We start from the raw sequence: 17,255 nt of genomic DNA on the forward strand, positions 1-17,255 counted from the left end.
GCGTCAATAGTGCGCCCATGACGCCGCCTCTTTCCTCGCTCGCCGACCGGCTGATCGTCTTCGATCTCGACGGCACCCTGATCGACAGCGCCCCGGATCTCGCTGCGGCGCTGAACCGGCTGCTGGCTGCCGAGGGGCGCGCGATGCTGCCTTTCCGGCAGGTCCGCGCGATGATCGGGCGGGGCGCGCAGAAGCTGGTCGCGCGCGGTTTCGCGGCGACCGGGGGCCCGCCGGCGGACCTGGAGGCCGCGACCGCCCGCTTTCTCGCAATCTACGGCCGGGCGCTGGCCTGCCACACTCGACCCTATCCGGGCGTCCCCGAGACGCTCGAACGTCTGCGCGGCGCGGGGGCCCGCTTCGCCCTGCTGACCAACAAACCGCAAGCGCCGAGCGAAGCTATTCTGGCGGAGCTTGGATTGAACGGGTGGTTCGAGGCGGGCCTCGTGCTGGGCGGCGATGCGGCGCCGGCCAAGAAGCCGGACCCGGCCGGCCTGATAGCGCTTATGACCGCGGCCGGCGTACCGGCGGCGCGGACGATCTTGGTCGGCGACAGCGCCGCCGACGTCGACGCGGCCCGGGCCGCCGGCGTCGCCTGCGTGGCCGTCGCCTACGGCTACACCCAGGAACCCGCCGCAGAGCTAGGCGCGGATCTGGTGCTCGCGGGGTTCAGCGACTTGCCGGCCGCGCTCGACGCGATGATCGCGCGAGGCTGAAGCGCGCTCAATCCTCGTCCGCCATGACGTCCCGGCCGGGCTCCAGCGCAATGCGCTGATCCGCCAGATACGCGCCCACCAGATGCACCACCGCCTCGCCCAGGGCGGTTTCGATCTCGACCCGCACGGGAACCGCCGGGCCGCCGGGAATCGGGCGGCCGACATAGACCGTGCGGTCGCGCGCCGTCTCGGAGTATTTCGAGCGCTCGACCCGGAAGCCGCCGAGGCGTTCGATCTCGATGCGACAGGCCCGCGCCGTCCCGTCGAAGATGGTGTAGTCGTTCGGCGCGAAGGTCCGCTCGCCCTCGTCGGTGAGCTGCACATTGTAGCGCCGGCGCCCGTCATAGAGCTGCAGCTCCGCCTCGCACCGCCCGCCTTCGTCCAGCACTTCGGCCATGGCGACGATCGCGCTGATGGGGTCGATCGTGTTTTGCGTCGTTCCCTCCGGGATAGGGGTCAATTCGTCCTCGTCGGGCGGGGAGCCTTCGGCCTTTGAGACGCGCCCCTCCTCGTCATAGCTCAACACCGACCAGCGCGGGTCGCCTCGCCATTCGCCGCGGTTGCGGTGCATCGCCGGCTTGGGCGCAAGCTTGGCGGCGTTGCGCACGTCTTCGTCCGACAGCCGCCCGCGCGTCTCCGCCTGACCGCGCCATTCGGAGAACCACTCCAGTATCCCGCGCGCGCGGGCTTCGGCGCTGACGCGGTAGCGCGACCCCTCGCGCACGAGAACGGCGCGGGCGGAGCCGACATGCAACCCGCCGAAATAGCCTTCGTATTCGAGACGCAGACCGCTCTCCAACGGAACCTCGATGGGCTGGGTCCCGAGCGCCTCCGCATCCCGCGCCGCGCCGCCGTCGGTGCTGGCCAACGCGCCGGCCGCGACGCCGAGCGACGCCGCGAAACCGAGGCCGAGTCCCAGACGGCGTAGGGACCGCGACGCGGGGCCTTGCTCGAACGAGGTCATGGCGGCGACTCTCCGTGTTGGATGACGGGCGCGTTTTCCGGCGCGTCATAGATGTAGGCGCCCGCGCGCCGAAAGCCAGAGCCCGCCAAAAGGCCTTCTGAGCGGGCGGGCGGATCGGCGGGGCGGATCGGCGGGGCGGCCCCCTTGCGCGCCGGCGCGGCGCTTTCCACTATAAATGCGGGACGGGCGCACGACGGATCGACGCGGCCGGCGCCGATCGACAGAGGAGTACTTCATGAGTGTGACAGAACAGCGCCGCAGCCTGCGTCGCGCGGGCTTGTCCGTCGTCGGCGTCGCGATGACGCTGAGCGCTTTCGCGCTGAGCCCCGCGCCGCAGGAGGGGTCCGTTTGGCTGAGCCTCGCCCCGGCCTACGCGAAAAGCGACAAGGCCAAGGGCGGCCCGCCCGAGGGTCAGGGGAAACCGGCGCGCGCGGGCGGCGGCGCCGAGGCGGACGACGCCGCCGAAGAACGTCTCGAAGACGAGATCGTCGATGAAGTTCTGGACGGGGTCTTCGGCGAGGACGAGCGCGACATCATCGAACGCTACGCCCGCGAGCGCGAGTTGCGCCCGACCGATCTGCCGCCCGGAATCGCCAAGAACGTCGCGCGCGGCAAGCCGCTGCCCCCCGGGATCGCCAAGCGCGGCCTGCCGTCCGATCTTGAGGGTCGGCTGCCGCCGCTGCGCGAGGGTCTGGAGCGCATCATCGTCGGCGACGACGTCACCATCGTCGAGGAAGGCACACGCATCGTCGTCGACGTCCTGAAGGACGTGCTGACGGGCCAATGAGAGAGCCGGCCGCCGCCGCTTGACAACCCCGGGCGGGGCGGCGTAAACGACCGATCCCGACGCCGGGCCGCCCAGCCGGACGCCCGCGCCCGGGCGCGTAGCTCAGCGGGAGAGCACTGTCTTCACACGGCAGGGGTCGCTGGTTCAATCCCAGCCGCGCCCACCACCGAAACCCCCAGGGAAACCTGGGGGTTTCGTCGTTTCGGGGGTCGCGGCGCCGTCCGCGCTTTGCAAAGCGGGACGGCGCGGCTTATCGTGCTGCGAGGTTTGGACCGAGCGGAGCGCAGGAGGGCCCGTGGACCCGACGACTCGCGACACCACCCAGCGCATAGCGCGGCTGCAGCGCGCGGACTTCGCGGCCGCTGAGGCGCTGCGCGCGCGCGGCTTCGAGATCGATCGCGGGGCCGCCTGGCCGGCCGCCTTGGCCGTCGCTCGGCTGTGTGCGGCCCGCGCCGCGGGGGCCGAAACGGGGGCGGGCCCGGACATCGCCGCCGTCGCGCGCGCGACAGGCTTGCCGCGCACCACCGTCCGCCGGGCGCTCGAAACGCTGGCGGCGCGAGGACTGGTCGATTTCCGGCCGAGCCCGGGCGACGGCCGTCAACGGCTGGTTGAGCCCACGCCCGCGTTCCACATCTTGATGGAAGACCTGTCGGCGGAGGTGGACTCCTGCTATCGCGCCGCCTATGCGGGCGGGGCTCACGCGGCGGCCGCCGGCGCGCCCTCCTGGGCGAACGCGCTGTTGGAGCGGCTGGGCGACGCGGCGCTCTTGACGGACGCGCCGGCGCCGGGCGCCCAGCCGGTCGTGCTCGCCGCCAATGGGGCGTTCGAGCGGCTGACCGGCTACGATCGCGCGGAGGTGATCGGGCGCAGCCCCAAGATGCTGCAGGGAGCGGGCACGGAGGCGAGCGCGCGTGCGGCGATCCGGCGCGCCTTGGATTCAGGCGACGGGGCGCACGCCGTGTTCCTAAACTACCGAAAGAACGGCGAGCCCTATCGCTGCGATCTGACCTTGGAGCCGCTGCACGCGCCCGACGGGGCCCACACGCATTATCTGGGGATCGCTCGAGACCTCGACGCGGAGCCGCGCGCCCGCGCGAGCTGAGCCCAAGCGTCAGGCGAGCAGTGAGACCAGCGCGGCGCGGATGCGTTCCTGCCCGGCCTGAATGTCAACGCCCTGGGTCAGGGTCTGGAAGGTGTTCTCCTTCACGACCAAAGACTGGCCGTCGGGGCTGAAGGCGAACTGGAAGCCCCGGCGATTCTCATAGAGCGCCAGCGCTTCCTCCTCCCAGGCCGCCTCAGTCTGCGGCCCGTCCGGGTCCGGTTGAAGGAACTCCGGAATCACCGTGCCGATATTGTTGCGGCTGATCGTGACCGCGCCGTTCTCATCGAGGTCCAGGAAATAGTCCTCACCGCTCGACTTGTTGCCGAGCGCGGTGAAGTGCCACCCCTTGGTCGCCGCGCGTTGGCCGGACAGGATGTCCTGAAGTTCGTTGCGCGCGTTGAGCAGCGTCCGCCGGTCGTCGAGATCCTCGATCTCGGAGAAGTCGTGCGTGAGCTGATCGAGCGCCGTGACCGCGCCGTCCGCGTCGAGCGCGATCTTGACCGGACGGCCGGCGGCCTCCAGCGATTGGAACTGCCGCTCCCAGAACTCCTCCGCCGGCGAGAAGCGCTTCATCTCCTCGACACGCAGCATGGCGAACGCAAGTTCGCCGCGCAGCTCCGTCTTCTTGTCTTCAAAGTCAACCTGTTGGACCAACTCGTTCATCCGCTCGATTGCGTCGCGGATCATCTTTTGCTGGCGGGGGTTGAAATCGGCCAAATCGCTTTCGGCTTGCGCCTGCACTTGGATCTCGCCCTTGTCGCCGATCGAGAGCGTGAAGGGCTGGCCGGTGATCTGCAGGAAGCCGCCGACGCGCTCCCAATCGTTGGAGGGATCGATGATCCCCTGCGCGACGCCGTTCAAGCGATTGACCGCCGACCCGATCATCTGCTGGCGCGCAGCCTGCGCGCCCAACTGGTCGATCGTCCCGCGGATGTTCACCGCGGCGTCGTTGCGGATTTTGAATTCGCCGGGCTTGCGCTGCGAGGCCTTGAGGATCGCGCTCGCGTTGGCCGCCCCAATATCCGACGCCATTTCTACGACCTTTCGACGGGCTCGCCGCCGTCTGTTCAGCACGGCTGGAGCCGATCCCGCGCCCTTCTGGCACGCAATACTCATACCATGCGCGGATAACGGCGGCAAGACAGGGCGCGCGACGGGCGCGGCGCCGGCTTTCGACGGGCGCGTCCGCCCGGCTACGCCGCCGGGCGGTCCGCCGTCAGCTTGTTGAACTTGGTCAGCAGGTAGTCGACCGTATCGACGCCGAAATCCTCGACGATCTCCTCATGCTCGGTCAGCACATGCTCGAGCAGACGGCGCATCCGGGCCTCGGGATCTTCGTCGGTCCGTTCGCCCTCGACGGCGCGAGCCTGCTGGACGGCCGACTGGAAAGCCGGGAAAAGCGCCTTCGGAAGCCCTGCCTTATCGTAGAGGGATTGCAGCCCGAGCCGCCCTTCGTCATGGATCAGAACGCGGGCGTTGTTGAGCGGGACGCCTGCGAGTCGCGCCATCGCCGCCTCGAAGAAACTGACGTCGCCGAGGCACAGGCTGCGCAGCACCAGCGAGGCCGAGAGCCGCCCGTTGGCGGCCAACTGATCCGCCAACACGCCGACGTCGGCGCTGTTCTCGGCGGCCAGCTGCACCGTCGCCCGCTCCCGACTGTGCAGGATCAGATCGCTCGCCGTCTCCTCCGGCAGAGCGTGATGCGTGACCAGATGCTCCTTCAGCGCGTCGGAGACCAGGTTCACCAGCTTCTCAGCCACCGTCACCGGCAAGGACTCGCGGTTGACGAGCGGCGCGTGCACGCGCTCCACGTGACCGAAATCGTCGACCACGCGGGTGAGCGTGGGCTCCGAGAGTTCCGCCCCGTCGTTGCCGACCAGGCTTACGACGGCGTCCTCGTTGCCGGTGTCGACAATCGCGGAGGCGAGCGCGTCGGAGACCGTCGGCCGCTCCGCGATTGCGACTTGGCGTGCGGGCGAGGCGGCTTTCAGGATCCCGATCAGATCGGCGTCCGAAAGCGCCGCGCTGGTCTTCAGCACCGGCAGGGCGACCCGATCGCTTTCGTCGGCGGCGAGCGCGGCGGCGAGATCCCCCGGCGCATTCGGCGCACGGCTCAAATTTTGAGAAAGCGCGGCGCGCACCCGCTCCTCGGCGTCCTGCACCAGGACGCGCAGGATGTCTTCGGCGATCGACCGGGCTTCGGCGCTCAGCGCGCCCTCGCCGAACGCGCCCGAGACCTTGTCGGCGGCGTCGACGCGCGCGTCCGCCGACGGATCGGTCATCAGCCGCTGCACATCGGCGGCGCTCAATTCGTATTTGGCCATGGCCTCAGGCTTTCTGCTCCCGGCAAGGGTCGGCCCCATCCCGCCTCTCTTAAAAGGATAGGCGGGCGAGCCGGGAAAGGCCAGCGCCGATTAATTGCACAAGATATTGATTTCACGGAATTTTGAGCCAAACCCCGGCGGTCGGCTCTTGCCGAGGGCGCGCGTCTCCCGCATGTCTTACTCTCCGAGCGGCTCAGACCGCTGAGCAGACCGAGGATTTCCACGATGCCGGACGCCCGTCCCGTTCCCGCCCGCCCCGTTCCCACACGCCCCGTTCCCACACGCCCGGTTCCCAACCGCGCCGTTCCCGACAGACCGGTCTGCGCCAACCCGTCCCGCCGCGCGGCGATCGCTTGCGCCGCCGCTGCGGCCCTGACGCTCAGCCTCGGCGCGGCCGCGCCGGCGACGGCGGAATCGGTGATGACCCCGGAGGAGACGTTGGCGCGGGTCGAAGGCGGCGAGATGCTGCTGCTCGACATCCGCCGCCCCAGCGAATGGGCGGCGACCGGCGTGCCGACCCCGGCGCGCGAGGTGACGATGCATCTGGAGGGCGGACCGCGCGCTTTCCTCCGCGCGGTCGACGCCGCGGTCGCGGGAGACCGCGACCGGCCGGTGGCGCTGATCTGCGCGTCGGGTGTGCGCACCACGTGGGCCAGCCGCTTTCTGACGGCCAACGGCTACAGCGCGGTCTACAACGTGAAGGAAGGCGTGCTCGGTCGGGGTCCTGACAGCGGCTGGATCAGCCGCGGCCTGCCGATGCGCGATTGCGAGACCTGCGGGTCCGACGGCTGAGCCTTACTCCGCCGCTTGGCCCGCCGTCCCCGCGGCCGCCTTCTCGCCCTTCATTCGATTGGTGCGCGCACCCTCCAAGGTCTTCAAGAAGAGCGCCAGAAGCGGCGGGATGATCGTCAGCGTCAGCACGGCCGACAGCGCCAGCCCGCCGACGACGACCGAGCCGAGGCCGCGGTAGATCTCCGAACCCGCGCCGGGGAACATCACCAACGGCAGCATCCCGAAGACGCTGGTCAGCGTCGACATGAAGATCGGCCGCACGCGATTTCGGGTCGCCTCCACGATCGCCTCTTCCGGCGTGGAGCCCTCGTCGCGCACCAAATACAAGGTTTGGTGAACCAACAGGATCGCGTTGTTCACCACGATGCCGATCAAGATCACGAAGCCGAGAAGCGTCAGCATGTCGAGCGCCTGGAAGGTGAACTGGTTCAACACCCACAGGCCCAGCACCCCGCCCGCCGTCGCCAGCGGCACCGAGAGCACCATGATCAGCGGATAGGCGAAGCTCTCGAACAGGATCGCCATAACCAGATAGACGATGACCAGCGCCAGGAGCAGGTCGAGTTGCATCGCCGCCCACGTCTCCGCCAGCTTGTCGGCGGTGCCGGACAGCTCGATCTCGATCCCCGGCGGCAGCCCCTCGGCCTCGAGGGCGTCGATCACGTCGCGCTCCAGGGTCTGTACGGCCGCGCCCAGCGGAATCGAATTGTTCGGGCGGATCTGCAACGTGACGGTGCGCTGGCGTTCGGTGTGGCGGATTTCCGTAGGCCCGGCGGTCAGGCTGACCTGCGCCAGCGACTCCGCCGGCAGGATGACGCCCTGGCGCGTGACGACCGGCAATTGGCCGACGCCCTGCGTGTCGGTGACATAGGAATCCGCGCCCTTCAGCATCAGGTCCATCAACTGCCCGTCGACCGTGATCTCCTCCACCCGCAAACCGTCGTTGAAGGCGTCGACCGTGAGGCCCAACTCGCGCGCGGTCACGCCCGCATCCGAGAGCGCGACCGGATCGGGCTTCACGCGCACCTCCGGCGCGCCGAGCTCGAGCCCCGGTTGCGGGCGCAACTGATTGCCCTCGCTGCGCGGGAAGTACTGTCCGACAAGGCCGGCCGCGCGTTGCGCGGTCTGGATCACCTGCACCAGATCCGCGCCGCGGATGTCCATGTCGATCGAACGGGTGCCGCCTACGCCGCGCCCGAAGATCGACGGTTGGGTGAAGAAGCCGAAGGTGCCGGGCTCCCGAAAGACAGGTCCCGTCAGGACCGGGATCAACTCGCCCACCCGGAAGGGGTCGGTCGCGCGCGCGCCCATGAAGGTGCGCGAATTGGTGGCGACGAAGAAGAAGGTCTCGATGCCGGGAGGACCCTGCTCCGCGCCCGCCTCGGCGCGTTGGCTCGGCCCTTGTTCTCCCTCCGGCCGGCCAGGATAGTCGAAGTCCCACAGCGGCTTCACCGCGCTTTCCACGCGGCCCGCCATCTCGCGCATGGTGTCGAGGTTGTAGCCCGGCGGGGGGAAGATGATGCCGAAGACGAAGTTGCGGTTGCCTTCCGGCAGATATTCCAGATCCGGCAACAGCTTGTAAGTCATGCCGCCGGCCGCCAGGGTGATGCACAGCACCATCCCCGCCGCGACGGCGCGGCTCTTCACCACAAGGCGCGCCATCGCGGTGACGCCGCGCAGGAAGGCGCGGCCGAAATGATCGATCCCGGGAAGGCTGAGCTGGCGCTTGTTTTCGCCGCCCACCTTGCCGGCCAGCAAGCGGCGCGACAGCGCGGGGATCACCGTCACCGAAACCAGCAGCGACAGGATGACCGCGACCGAAATCGCGACCGCGATGTCCCGGAAGAGCTGACCGACCTCCAACTGCATAACGAGGATCGGGATGAAGACCATCACCGTCGTCAGCGCCGAGACCATGATGGCGCCCCAGACCTGATTGGCGCCGATGAAGGCGGCCTCGTGGGCGGGTTTGCCGAGCTGGCGGTGCCGGTAGATGTTCTCCAGCACAACGATGGCGGCGTCGACCACCATGCCGACCGCAAAGGCGATGCCCGCCAGACTGACGACGTTCAGCGAGCGGCCCATGAAGGCCATGGCGACGAAGCTTGCGATGACCGAAACCGGGATCGCCAACGCCACCACCGCCGTCGCCCGCACGGAGCGCAAGAAGATCAGCAGGATCACCACCGCCAGCGCGCCGCCCACCCAGATGTTCTGGATCACCAGATCGATGGCGGAGTTGATGTAGACGGTCTCGTCATAGACCTGCTCCAGGCGGAGGTTCTCGCGCGCAAGCTCCCCCTCGTTCAGGTCGGCCACGGTCTCCTTGATGCCGGCCATGATCTCGATGACGTTGGCGCCGATCTCGCGGGTGGCGTTGATGGCGATCGCCTCTTCGCCGTTGCCCCGGATGTAGGCGGTCGCGTCCTTGTAGCCGAAGCGCACGTCGGCCACGTCGCCGACGGTCACGCGCGCGACGCGGCCCGTCTGCGCGTCCGCGTCAGTGCGCAGAACAACGTCGCGCACGCTGTCCAGAGTGTCGAACTCGTTGTCGGTGCGCACGATGTATCGGCGCTTGCCTTCGTCCACTTCGCCGCCGGAGATGGTGGCGTTCGCCGCTGAGAGCGTGTCGACGATCTCGCCGACCGTCAGGCCGAACTCGGCCATCAGCGCCGGATCGACGACGACCTGCATCTCGCGGGCGCCGCCGCCGAATATGTTGACCCCCCCGACGCCCGGCACGCGCTCGATTCGCGCCTTGATGAAATCCTCGGCGAAGTCTCCGTAATTGTGGATCGGCGTCGCGTTGTCGCCGATCCGGACCAGACGGAACCAGGCGATCGCGTTGTCGTCCGTGCCCGCGGTGTCGAGCGTCGGCTCCTCGGCTTCGGGCGGGTAGCTCGGCACGCGGTCCAGCCGGTTCGCGGTCAACAGCAGCGCGCGCGACATGTCGGTGCCGACGGCGAACTCGAGCTCGACCTCGGCGCGCCCGTCACGCGCCTGAGAGACCATGCGCTCCAGCCCTTCGAGGCCCTTGAGGACCTCTTCCTGCTCCTTGACGATTTCGCGCTCGATTTCCTCGGGCGCCGCGCCGAACCAGGGCGTTTCGATCGTGATGACGGGGCGCGAGACGTCCGGCGCCAGTTGAATCGGAATGGTCTGCAACGCGACCCAGCCGAACAGCACGGCCATGATGACGGCGGAGATGACGGCGGTCGGCCGATCGATCGCGGTGCGGATGATGTTCATGGGGCGGGCTCGCCTCGCTCTTCAGCTAATAGTCGCCGGACGCTCAGCCGGCGGTTGCGCCGGATTTGGCCGTCTCGCCGCCGCCGTCCGACGGCGCGCCGCTTTGCGAGCCGTCTGCGCCGCCCTGCTCGCCGCTCTCACCGGCCCCGTCGCCGGCGGCCTCCGGCGGCTCGGCGATAGAGACCGCCTGGCCCGGGCGCAGCCGTTCATTGCCCATGGTGACGACCATCTCGCCGGGCTGGAGCCCGCCCTTCACGACGAGCCGGGTTCCCGCCGCTTCGCCCAGATCGACCGGACGCGGTTGCGCCTTGCCGTCGACCACCACGAAAACGCTGTCGCCGCCTTGGGGCAGAACGGCGTCCTTGTGCACGGTGACAACCTCGCGGGATTCGCCCACCGGCACGCGCACCGTGATGGTCGCGCCCGGCGCCAGATCGCGGGCGAGCTCGGCCCCGTTCATGGCGGGCAGGAAGCGAACCGCGCGGGTGCGCGTGCGGGCGTTCTCCTCGGGGATGGTCGCGCGAACGACGGCGTCGTAGCGGGCGCCGCCCTCGCGCAGTTCGAAGCTGACGAGCCGCCCTTCACTCAACCCGCTCAGAAGGCGGGCCGGCACATCGGCCTCGATCTCCAGATCCTCGTCGTTCAAAAGCGTAACCGCCGGCTCGCCCACATTAGCGTAACCGCCGCGAACCATGTGTTTTTCGATCACCACGCCGTTGAACGGCGCCTTGATGACCGCCAGGGTCAGGTCGATCTCGCTGAGCCGCACCTGGGCGCGCGCCGCCTCGATCGCAGCCTGCGCCTCGCCGACGCGCGCGCGGGCGGTGGCGACTTCGCGACGCTTGTCGTCATAGCGCGCCGGGCTGAACGCGGGACTGTCCTGCAACCGCTCGAGCCGTTCCAACTCCTGCTGGGCGAGGTCGAGCTGGGAGCGCGCGGTGCCCAGCGCCGCCTGCTGGCGTGCCACCTCGGCCCGGCCGGCGTTGACCGCCTCCTCCAGCCGGTCGGCGGCCAGGCGGACGAGAACGTCGCCTTCGCGCACCCGGTCTCCGACCTCGACCAGAACTTCGTAGACCGGCCCGCGGCTCAGGCTCGCCACCACGCCGCGCTGGCGCGCGACGATCCGGCCGATCACGGGGGCGGTCTGAGCAAGCGGTTCGCTCACCACCTCGTCCACCTCGACCGGCGCCGGACGCTCGCCGCCCTGCGCCGATGCAGGCCCGGCGACGAGGCCGAAAGCGATCAGAACGCCGGCGGTCCAGGCGATTATACGTGTCATGGTCTAACGGCTCCTTGGCGCCGTCGGCGCATAAGCGCGCGTCGACGTTTCACATCGAGTCAATCACCATACCTAAGATGTACGGGGTTATGCCCCCTGCCGGATGACTTGGCGAGGGAAGATTCTGCGACGAACCGTTTACGACGGGCCGGTCAGTCTGCGATCAGCGCCCTGAGATGATGCGTCGTGGAGCGCGTCAGCGCGCCGAGGTCGTAGCCGCCCTCCAGCAGGGAGACGACTTTGCCGTTACAGGTCCGCTTGGCGACGCCGACCAGCTTTTCGGTCGCCCAGCCGTAATCCTCGTCCTCCAGGTCGCAGTCGGCGAGCGGATCGTCGCGATGCGCATCGAAACCGGCGGAGATGATCAGCAGATCGGGCTGAAAGCGCTCCAGCATCGGCAGGACGCGATCCGCCATCGACTGGCGGAATTCGGCCGAGCCCGCGCCCGGCGGCATCGGCGCGTTCAGGATGTTCTCCGCCACGCCGGAGACGCCGGGCCGCCCGGTGCCGGGATAGAGCGGCCATTGGTGGGTGGAGGCGTAGAAAAGCCCCGGCTCGTTCTCAAAACAGGCCTCGGTGCCGTTGCCGTGGTGAACGTCGAAATCGACCACGGCGACCCGATGCGCGCCGTGCTTTGTGTGGGCGTGCATGGCCGCGATCGCGGCGTTGGAATAGACGCAGAAGCCCATCGAGCGGTCGGGCTCCGCGTGGTGCCCGGGCGGGCGCACCGCGCAGAAGGCGCGGAAGACTTCGCCGCCCATCACCGCGTCGACGGCCGCGACGGCGGCCCCCGCGGCGCGCAGCGCGGCTTCCTGAGAGCCTGGCCCGACCGAGGTGTCGGCGTCCAGGCGCACCAGATCCTCTTCCTCTTTCGCGCGGGCGAAAATCCCCTCGATCCGGTCCAGATAAAGGCCCGGATGGACCAGCGCCAGCCGATCGCGCGCGCAGATCGGCGCCTCCCGGCGCTCAAGCGCCCGGAATTCGTCTGCGTCGAGCGCCTGCATGACGGCTTTCAGCCGCGCAGGACTCTCCGGATGGCCGTGGCCCATGTCATGATCGGCGCAGGCCGGATGGGTGAAGATCAGGCAGTCGGTCATGGCCCGTACGCTATCGGCGGGCGCGGGCGCGGACAAGCGGGATCAACGGCGAAAAGCGTACGACGTCCGGACTCGGGCGCGCCGGGTTGAAGCGGACCGCACAGCCAGCGACCGCGCCGGCCCCGTTGAAGCCCTGCGCCCTCGCGTCTATGCTCGCCGCGCCCACCTAGACCCAGGCGAAGGGAGCCCTCGATGGCCGAGAAGAAGGCGGACGCGATCCCGGACGACATCCAGGCGATGAGCTTCGAGCAGGCGATGCACGAGCTGGAAGAGATCGTTCAGGCGATGGAGCGCGGCGACGCCGGCCTGGACGAGGCCATCGACCGCTACACCCGCGGCGCGCAGCTCAAGCGCCACTGCGAGGCCAAGCTGAAAGAGGCCAAGGCGCGGGTCGAGAAGATCACGGTGGGCGCCGACGGCGGCGTGTCCGCCGAAGACGCCGATCTGGGCTGACCGGCATGACGGATCTCGACGACGCGCTCGCCGCGAGCGCTGAGGCGGTCGAAGCGGAGCTAGACCGGCTGCTCGCCCGCGAGGACGCGCCGGAAAAGCGGCTGGTGGAGGCGATGCGCCACGCCGTTCTCGGCGGCGGCAAGCGGGTGCGCCCGTTCCTGGTGATGGAGACGGCGACGCTGTTCGGCGTCGCCGAGCAGGCGCGTCTGCGCACCGCGGCGGCGCTGGAGCTGGTGCACTGCTACTCGCTCGTCCACGACGATCTGCCGGCGATGGACGACGACGACGTGCGCCGCGGCCGACCGACGGTGCACAAGGCCTATGACGAGGCGACGGCGATCCTGGCGGGCGACGCGCTGTTGACGCTCGCCTTCGAGGTGCTGGCCCATCCGGCGACGCATGCGAACCCGTCGGTGCGGATCGAACTCACCCAGCTGTTGGCGAAGGCCGCCGGGGCCCACGGCATGGTCGGCGGCCAGATGATCGACCTCGCCGCCGCGGAGGCCGCGAAGCGGGGCGAACAGTTGGACATCGGCGGGATCACGCGGCTGCAGCGCCTGAAGACCGGCGCCTTGATCGACTTCGCCTGCCTGGCGGGTGCGACGCTGGGGCGCGCGCAGGAGACGGCGCGCGGCGCGCTTCGGGGCTACACGCACGATCTCGGCCTCGCCTTCCAGATCGCCGACGATCTGCTCGACGTCGAAGGCGACGAGGCGCAGGTGGGCAAGAAGCTCTTCAAGGACGCCGACGCCGGCAAGGCGACTTTCGTCTCGATCCTGGGGCCTGATCGCGCGCGCGACCAGGCGGGCCGGCTGGCCGATCAGGCGGCCGCGCACCTCGGCGTCTTCGGCCCGGAGGCGGACAATCTCCGCGCGCTGGCGCGCTTCGTGGTGGAGCGGAAGAGTTAGCGGGCGTCCGCCGCGCGCCTCGGAGACTGACCGTCGTCCCGTCGATCCGTGGGACGGGACCATAGGCCGTCGGGCTGCGCGCGTCGCTGTCGCGCCCTAGACAAGCCCGGGATGAGCGCGAGGGTATTTTGCTGCGGTCCCAGAATCCGAGAGGAGGAATCCGAGAGGAGGAATCCGAGAGGGGCGATTCGAGAGGATATGGCGTCCCGAACGACGGCGGCAGCGCGCACCGGCGCCCCTTCGCACTGGAAAAACCCTTCCCGTCGCGTTACATCGCGGGGGTAGCGTACGCCCGCACCGGGCGATGAGGAGCGAGCCTTTGACCTTAAAGACCCCGCATCTGGACCGCGTCACGTTCCCGGCCGACCTACGCCGCTTCAAGCCGGAAGAGCTGAAGCCGCTCGCCGACGAATTGCGCCAGGCCACGATCCATGCGGTCTCCAAGACCGGCGGGCATCTGGGCGCGGGCCTCGGCGTGGTGGAGCTCACGGTGGCGCTGCATTACGTCTACGACACGCCGCGCGATCGGCTGATCTGGGACGTCGGGCATCAATGCTATCCGCACAAGATCCTGACCGGCCGACGCGACCGGATCGAGACGCTGCGCCAGGGCGGCGGCCTCTCCGGCTTCACCAAACGCGACGAGAGCGAGTACGACCCCTTCGGCGCGGCGCACAGCTCGACCTCGATCTCGGCCGGGCTCGGCATGGCGACGGCGCGCGACCTGTCGCAGGACGACAATCATGTGGTCGCGGTCATCGGCGACGGGGCGATGTCGGCCGGCATGGCCTATGAGGCGCTGAACAACGCCGGCGCCATGCATTCGCGCCTCACCGTCATCCTGAATGACAACGACATGTCGATCGCCCCGCCGGTCGGCGCGATGAGCGCCTATCTCTCGCGCCTCCTGTCCTCCAAGCAGTATCTGTCGTTGCGCGAACTGGGCAAAGGCGTCGCCGAACGCTTTCCCAAGCGCCTCGAACGGGCGATGGAGAAGTGGGAGGAGTACGCGCGCGGCCTCGTCACCGGCGGCACGCTGTTCGAGGAGATGGGCTTCTACTACATCGGCCCGATCGACGGCCATAACCTCGACCACCTGCTGCCCGTCCTGAAGAACGTGCGCAACGCCAAGGACGCGGGCCCTGTGCTGATCCACGTGGTCACGCAGAAGGGCAAGGGCTACGATCCGGCCGAGCAGTCGGCGGACAAGTACCACGGCGTCGCCAAGTTCGACGTCGTCACCGGAACCCAGCACAAAGGCAAGCCCAACGCGCCGGCCTACACCAAGGTGTTCGGCAATACGCTCGCCAAATTGGCGGAGAGCGACGACAAGATCGTCGCGCTGACCGCCGCAATGCCGTCGGGCACCGGCGTAGACCTATTCGAAAAGGCGCATCCCAGCCGCGCCTTCGACGTCGGCATCGCCGAACAGCACGGCGTCACCTTCGCCGCGGGCCTGGCGAGCGAGGGCTACAAGCCGTTCGCCGCGATCTATTCGACCTTCCTGCAGCGCGCCTACGACCAGGTGGTCCACGACGTGGCGATCCAGTCGCTGCCGGTGCGCTTCGCGATCGACCGCGCGGGCTATGTCGGCGCCGACGGCCAGACACATTGCGGCGCCTTCGATATCGCCTATCTCGCCTGCCTGCCGAACTTCGTCGTCATGGCGCCGTCGGACGAGGCCGAACTCGCCGCCATGATCGCGACGCAGGTTCAGATCGACGACCGGCCGTCGGCCGTGCGCTATCCGCGCGGCGAGGGCGTCGGCGTGGAGATGCCGGAGACGCCGCAGCCGCTTGCGATCGGCCAGGGCCGCATCGTGCGTGAGGGCGCGAAGGGCGGGCGCGGCGCGGTCGCGATCCTCTCGCTCGGCTCGCGTCTGCAGGATGCGCTGGCCGCAGCCGACCGGCTGGGCGCCAAGGGCCTCGCCACCACGGTCGCCGACGCGCGCTTCGCCAAGCCGCTGGACGAGGCGCTGATCCGCCAGTTGGCCGAGAACCACGAGTTGCTGATCGTGATCGAAGAGGCCTCCATCGGCGGCTTCGGCAGCCACGTGCTGGATTTCCTGGCGAAGAACGATCTGACGCAGGGCCTGAAGGTCCGCCCGATGGCGATGCCCGACCGCTTCCTCGACCAGGACAAGCCGGAGAAACAGGTCGCCGAAGCCGGCCTCGATGCGGATGCGATCGTCGCCACCGCGCTCGACGCGCTCGGCGTCGGCGCCGCCGACGCCGACGGCGAGGACGCGCCCGCGCGGGCGTGACGCGTCAGGCGGGAGCCCCTAAGCCATGACCGGCCTCGTCGCCGCCGTCGTCGCCGTGCTCGGCTGGTCCGTCTACGCGACGCTGGCCCACGGCGTTAAGGGCGCGCCGGTCTACACGGTGCTGCTGTGGGAGTTCGTCGCGGCCGCGATCGGGACCTTTCTCGTCGCGCTGTTCCTGGCCAGACGCGCCGGGCGGCCGTTCAAGACCACGCCCCGCTCCGTCGCGATCGCAAGCGTGGGGCAATTCGGCTTCAACGTCTTCTTTCTGGCCGCCCTGCCCTTCGCACCGACGACGCATGTCAATCTAACCGCCTATCTCTGGCCGGCGATGGTCGTCCTGGCCCTGCCCTTGATCGAGCGCACGCCCTTTCGACCCGCCGCCGGGTTGGGCGCGCTGCTGGGCTTCGCCGGCGTCGCCGTGCTGATCTGGGAGCCGGGGGCGCTTCAGCGTTCGGGCGAGCCGGCGGGCTACCTGCTCGCGCTCGCCTGCGGGGGAAGCTGGGCGGCCTATTCGCTGCTGCGCCGCTTCGCGCCGGACGAGACGGCGCCGACGCTCGCCGTCAGCTTCGCGGTCTGCGCGGCGGGCGCCGGCGCGACCGCGCTCATGCGCGGCGACGCGCTCCTCCCCTCGCCGGACGTCCTGATCGCCGCCCTAGCGATCGGCCTGATCCCGATCGCGCTCGCCAATTCCGCCTGGGACGTCGCGATCCGCTCCGGCGAAAGCGGGCGGGCGGCTCTCCTGAGCTACGGCGTGCCAGTGCTTTCGACCGCGCTGATCGTCGCCTGGACGGAGCTAGAGGCCGATCTGGCGCTGGCGCTGGGCGCAGCCTTGGTGACGCTGGGCGTCTCCCTGCCGGAGCTCGTCGACCGGCGGCGGCGCGGGCGCGGGCGCGGGCGAATGGGAAGGCCGGCGCCGTGACCGACAAGGGCAAGCGTTACTTGTTTTTCGCCCTCGGCCTCGTCTCGACCGGCCTTGGCTTCGTCGGCGCGGTGCTGCCCATCATGCCGACGGTCCCGTTCCTGATCGTGGCGGTCTGGGCCTTCTCGCGCTCCAGCCAGCGGTTCCACGACTGGCTCTACAATCACCCGACCTACGGGCCGACCCTCAGGCGCTGGGACAAGTACCGCGTCGTCCCGCCGGTCGCCAAGGTTTGGACGGTCGTCGCCATGGCGGGCGGGCTCACGCTGACGACGATCTTCACCACGATCCCGATGTGGGCCGTGGTCGGGGCGGCGATCGGCATGGGATTGGTCGCCGCCTACATCCTGACGCGCCCGTCCTATCCGCCGCCGGGGGCGGAGGTTTAGGGCGCCTCTTTCCCGA

The 17,255-nt window shown here is 69.4% G+C and carries 15 protein-coding genes and 1 tRNA gene; 10 read left to right on the top strand and 6 right to left on the bottom strand.

The window, feature by feature from the left end:
• The first annotated feature begins 17 nt into the window (after positions 1 to 17).
• Positions 18 to 713 carry a phosphoglycolate phosphatase gene (gene gph / locus RIB45_RS09015; protein ID WP_350049928.1) on the top strand — a complete coding sequence of 232 codons (696 nt, stop codon included), beginning with the start codon at positions 18 to 20 and terminating at the stop codon, positions 711 to 713.
• A gap of 7 nt (positions 714 to 720) precedes the next feature.
• Here gph and RIB45_RS09020 read toward each other — a convergent pair whose 3' ends face one another.
• On the bottom strand, positions 721 to 1,677 hold the full coding sequence (locus tag RIB45_RS09020; RefSeq protein WP_350049929.1) for a DUF3108 domain-containing protein: 957 nt from the start codon (positions 1,675 to 1,677) through the stop codon (positions 721 to 723).
• Positions 1,678 to 1,912: 235 nt separating this feature from the next.
• On the opposite strand from RIB45_RS09020, the gene RIB45_RS09025 reads away from it, so the two are divergent.
• The 3 genes from RIB45_RS09025 to RIB45_RS09035 all read left to right on the top strand — a co-directional run bounded on the left by RIB45_RS09025 (position 1,913) and on the right by RIB45_RS09035 (position 3,566).
• Positions 1,913 to 2,464: an anti-virulence regulator CigR family protein gene (locus tag RIB45_RS09025; protein ID WP_350049930.1), complete on the top strand. Its 552-nt coding sequence runs from the start codon at positions 1,913 to 1,915 to the stop codon at positions 2,462 to 2,464.
• 91 nt (positions 2,465 to 2,555) lie between these two features.
• Positions 2,556 to 2,630 (top strand) — tRNA-Val (locus RIB45_RS09030).
• A 129-nt stretch (positions 2,631 to 2,759) separates the two neighbouring features.
• The gene (locus tag RIB45_RS09035; RefSeq protein ID WP_350049931.1) at positions 2,760 to 3,566 is read left to right on the top strand and encodes a PAS domain-containing protein; all 807 of its coding nucleotides are present in this window, start codon (positions 2,760 to 2,762) and stop codon (positions 3,564 to 3,566) included.
• 9 nt (positions 3,567 to 3,575) lie between these two features.
• Here the strand turns inward: RIB45_RS09035 and RIB45_RS09040 are convergent, their stop codons facing one another.
• Both RIB45_RS09040 and spbR read right to left on the bottom strand, forming a co-directional pair.
• Complete coding sequence (locus RIB45_RS09040) at positions 3,576 to 4,598, bottom strand: hypothetical protein (protein WP_350049932.1); 1,023 nt, start codon at positions 4,596 to 4,598, stop codon at positions 3,576 to 3,578.
• A gap of 161 nt (positions 4,599 to 4,759) precedes the next feature.
• Complete coding sequence (gene spbR, locus RIB45_RS09045) at positions 4,760 to 5,890, bottom strand: SpbR family protein (RefSeq protein ID WP_350049933.1); 1,131 nt, start codon at positions 5,888 to 5,890, stop codon at positions 4,760 to 4,762.
• A gap of 225 nt (positions 5,891 to 6,115) precedes the next feature.
• Between spbR and RIB45_RS09050 the strand changes: the two genes are divergently transcribed.
• Positions 6,116 to 6,682 carry a rhodanese-like domain-containing protein gene (locus tag RIB45_RS09050; protein WP_350049935.1) on the top strand — a complete coding sequence of 189 codons (567 nt, stop codon included), beginning with the start codon at positions 6,116 to 6,118 and terminating at the stop codon, positions 6,680 to 6,682.
• Positions 6,683 to 6,685: 3 nt separating this feature from the next.
• Here RIB45_RS09050 and RIB45_RS09055 read toward each other — a convergent pair whose 3' ends face one another.
• The 3 genes from RIB45_RS09055 to RIB45_RS09065 all read right to left on the bottom strand — a co-directional run bounded on the left by RIB45_RS09055 (position 6,686) and on the right by RIB45_RS09065 (position 12,307).
• Positions 6,686 to 9,931, bottom strand: a complete 3,246-nt coding sequence (locus RIB45_RS09055; RefSeq protein ID WP_350049936.1) for an efflux RND transporter permease subunit — start codon at positions 9,929 to 9,931, stop codon at positions 6,686 to 6,688.
• Between the two features lie 43 nt (positions 9,932 to 9,974).
• Positions 9,975 to 11,210, bottom strand: a complete 1,236-nt coding sequence (locus tag RIB45_RS09060; RefSeq protein WP_350049937.1) for an efflux RND transporter periplasmic adaptor subunit — start codon at positions 11,208 to 11,210, stop codon at positions 9,975 to 9,977.
• Positions 11,211 to 11,362: 152 nt separating this feature from the next.
• Positions 11,363 to 12,307, bottom strand: a complete 945-nt coding sequence (locus RIB45_RS09065) for a histone deacetylase family protein (protein WP_350049938.1) — start codon at positions 12,305 to 12,307, stop codon at positions 11,363 to 11,365.
• Positions 12,308 to 12,499: 192 nt separating this feature from the next.
• Here RIB45_RS09065 and RIB45_RS09070 point away from each other — a divergent pair, with 192 nt between their 5' ends.
• From RIB45_RS09070 to RIB45_RS09090, 5 genes are all read left to right on the top strand, one after another.
• Complete coding sequence (locus RIB45_RS09070) at positions 12,500 to 12,760, top strand: exodeoxyribonuclease VII small subunit (protein ID WP_350049939.1); 261 nt, start codon at positions 12,500 to 12,502, stop codon at positions 12,758 to 12,760.
• 5 nt (positions 12,761 to 12,765) lie between these two features.
• A complete protein-coding gene (locus tag RIB45_RS09075) occupies positions 12,766 to 13,668 on the top strand; it encodes a polyprenyl synthetase family protein (protein ID WP_350049940.1) in 903 nt (300 codons plus the stop codon).
• Between the two features lie 319 nt (positions 13,669 to 13,987).
• Complete coding sequence (dxs, locus tag RIB45_RS09080; protein ID WP_502882567.1) at positions 13,988 to 15,931, top strand: 1-deoxy-D-xylulose-5-phosphate synthase; 1,944 nt, start codon at positions 13,988 to 13,990, stop codon at positions 15,929 to 15,931.
• A 25-nt stretch (positions 15,932 to 15,956) separates the two neighbouring features.
• A complete protein-coding gene (locus RIB45_RS09085; protein WP_350049942.1) occupies positions 15,957 to 16,850 on the top strand; it encodes a DMT family transporter in 894 nt (297 codons plus the stop codon).
• Positions 16,847 to 17,239 (top strand): YbaN family protein, encoded by a 393-nt coding sequence (locus tag RIB45_RS09090; RefSeq protein ID WP_350049943.1) that lies wholly within the window; start codon positions 16,847 to 16,849, stop codon positions 17,237 to 17,239. Before RIB45_RS09085 ends, RIB45_RS09090 begins: the two co-directional genes overlap by 4 nt.
• Positions 17,240 to 17,255: the final 16 nt, after the last annotated feature.

The sequence above is a fragment of the Marivibrio sp. genome, assembly GCF_040218065.1.
Classification (GTDB): Bacteria; Pseudomonadota; Alphaproteobacteria; order UBA8366; family Aestuariispiraceae; genus Marivibrio.

Excerpts from the sequence above, each read along its gene's own strand:
- RIB45_RS09065 (WP_350049938.1), bottom strand. The coding sequence starts at position 12,307 with ATGACCGACTGCCTGATCTTCACCCATCCGGCCTGCGCCGATCATGAC.
- RIB45_RS09055 (WP_350049936.1), bottom strand. The coding sequence starts at position 9,931 with ATGAACATCATCCGCACCGCGATCGATCGGCCGACCGCCGTCATCTCC.
- gph (WP_350049928.1), top strand. The coding sequence starts at position 18 with ATGACGCCGCCTCTTTCCTCGCTCGCCGACCGGCTGATCGTCTTCGAT.
- RIB45_RS09060 (WP_350049937.1), bottom strand. The coding sequence starts at position 11,210 with ATGACACGTATAATCGCCTGGACCGCCGGCGTTCTGATCGCTTTCGGC.
- RIB45_RS09025 (WP_350049930.1), top strand. The coding sequence starts at position 1,913 with ATGAGTGTGACAGAACAGCGCCGCAGCCTGCGTCGCGCGGGCTTGTCC.
- RIB45_RS09085 (WP_350049942.1), top strand. The coding sequence starts at position 15,957 with ATGACCGGCCTCGTCGCCGCCGTCGTCGCCGTGCTCGGCTGGTCCGTC.
- RIB45_RS09075 (WP_350049940.1), top strand. The coding sequence starts at position 12,766 with ATGACGGATCTCGACGACGCGCTCGCCGCGAGCGCTGAGGCGGTCGAA.
- RIB45_RS09050 (WP_350049935.1), top strand. The coding sequence starts at position 6,116 with ATGCCGGACGCCCGTCCCGTTCCCGCCCGCCCCGTTCCCACACGCCCC.
- RIB45_RS09020 (WP_350049929.1), bottom strand. The coding sequence starts at position 1,677 with ATGACCTCGTTCGAGCAAGGCCCCGCGTCGCGGTCCCTACGCCGTCTG.
- RIB45_RS09070 (WP_350049939.1), top strand. The coding sequence starts at position 12,500 with ATGGCCGAGAAGAAGGCGGACGCGATCCCGGACGACATCCAGGCGATG.
- spbR (WP_350049933.1), bottom strand. The coding sequence starts at position 5,890 with ATGGCCAAATACGAATTGAGCGCCGCCGATGTGCAGCGGCTGATGACC.
- RIB45_RS09040 (WP_350049932.1), bottom strand. The coding sequence starts at position 4,598 with ATGGCGTCGGATATTGGGGCGGCCAACGCGAGCGCGATCCTCAAGGCC.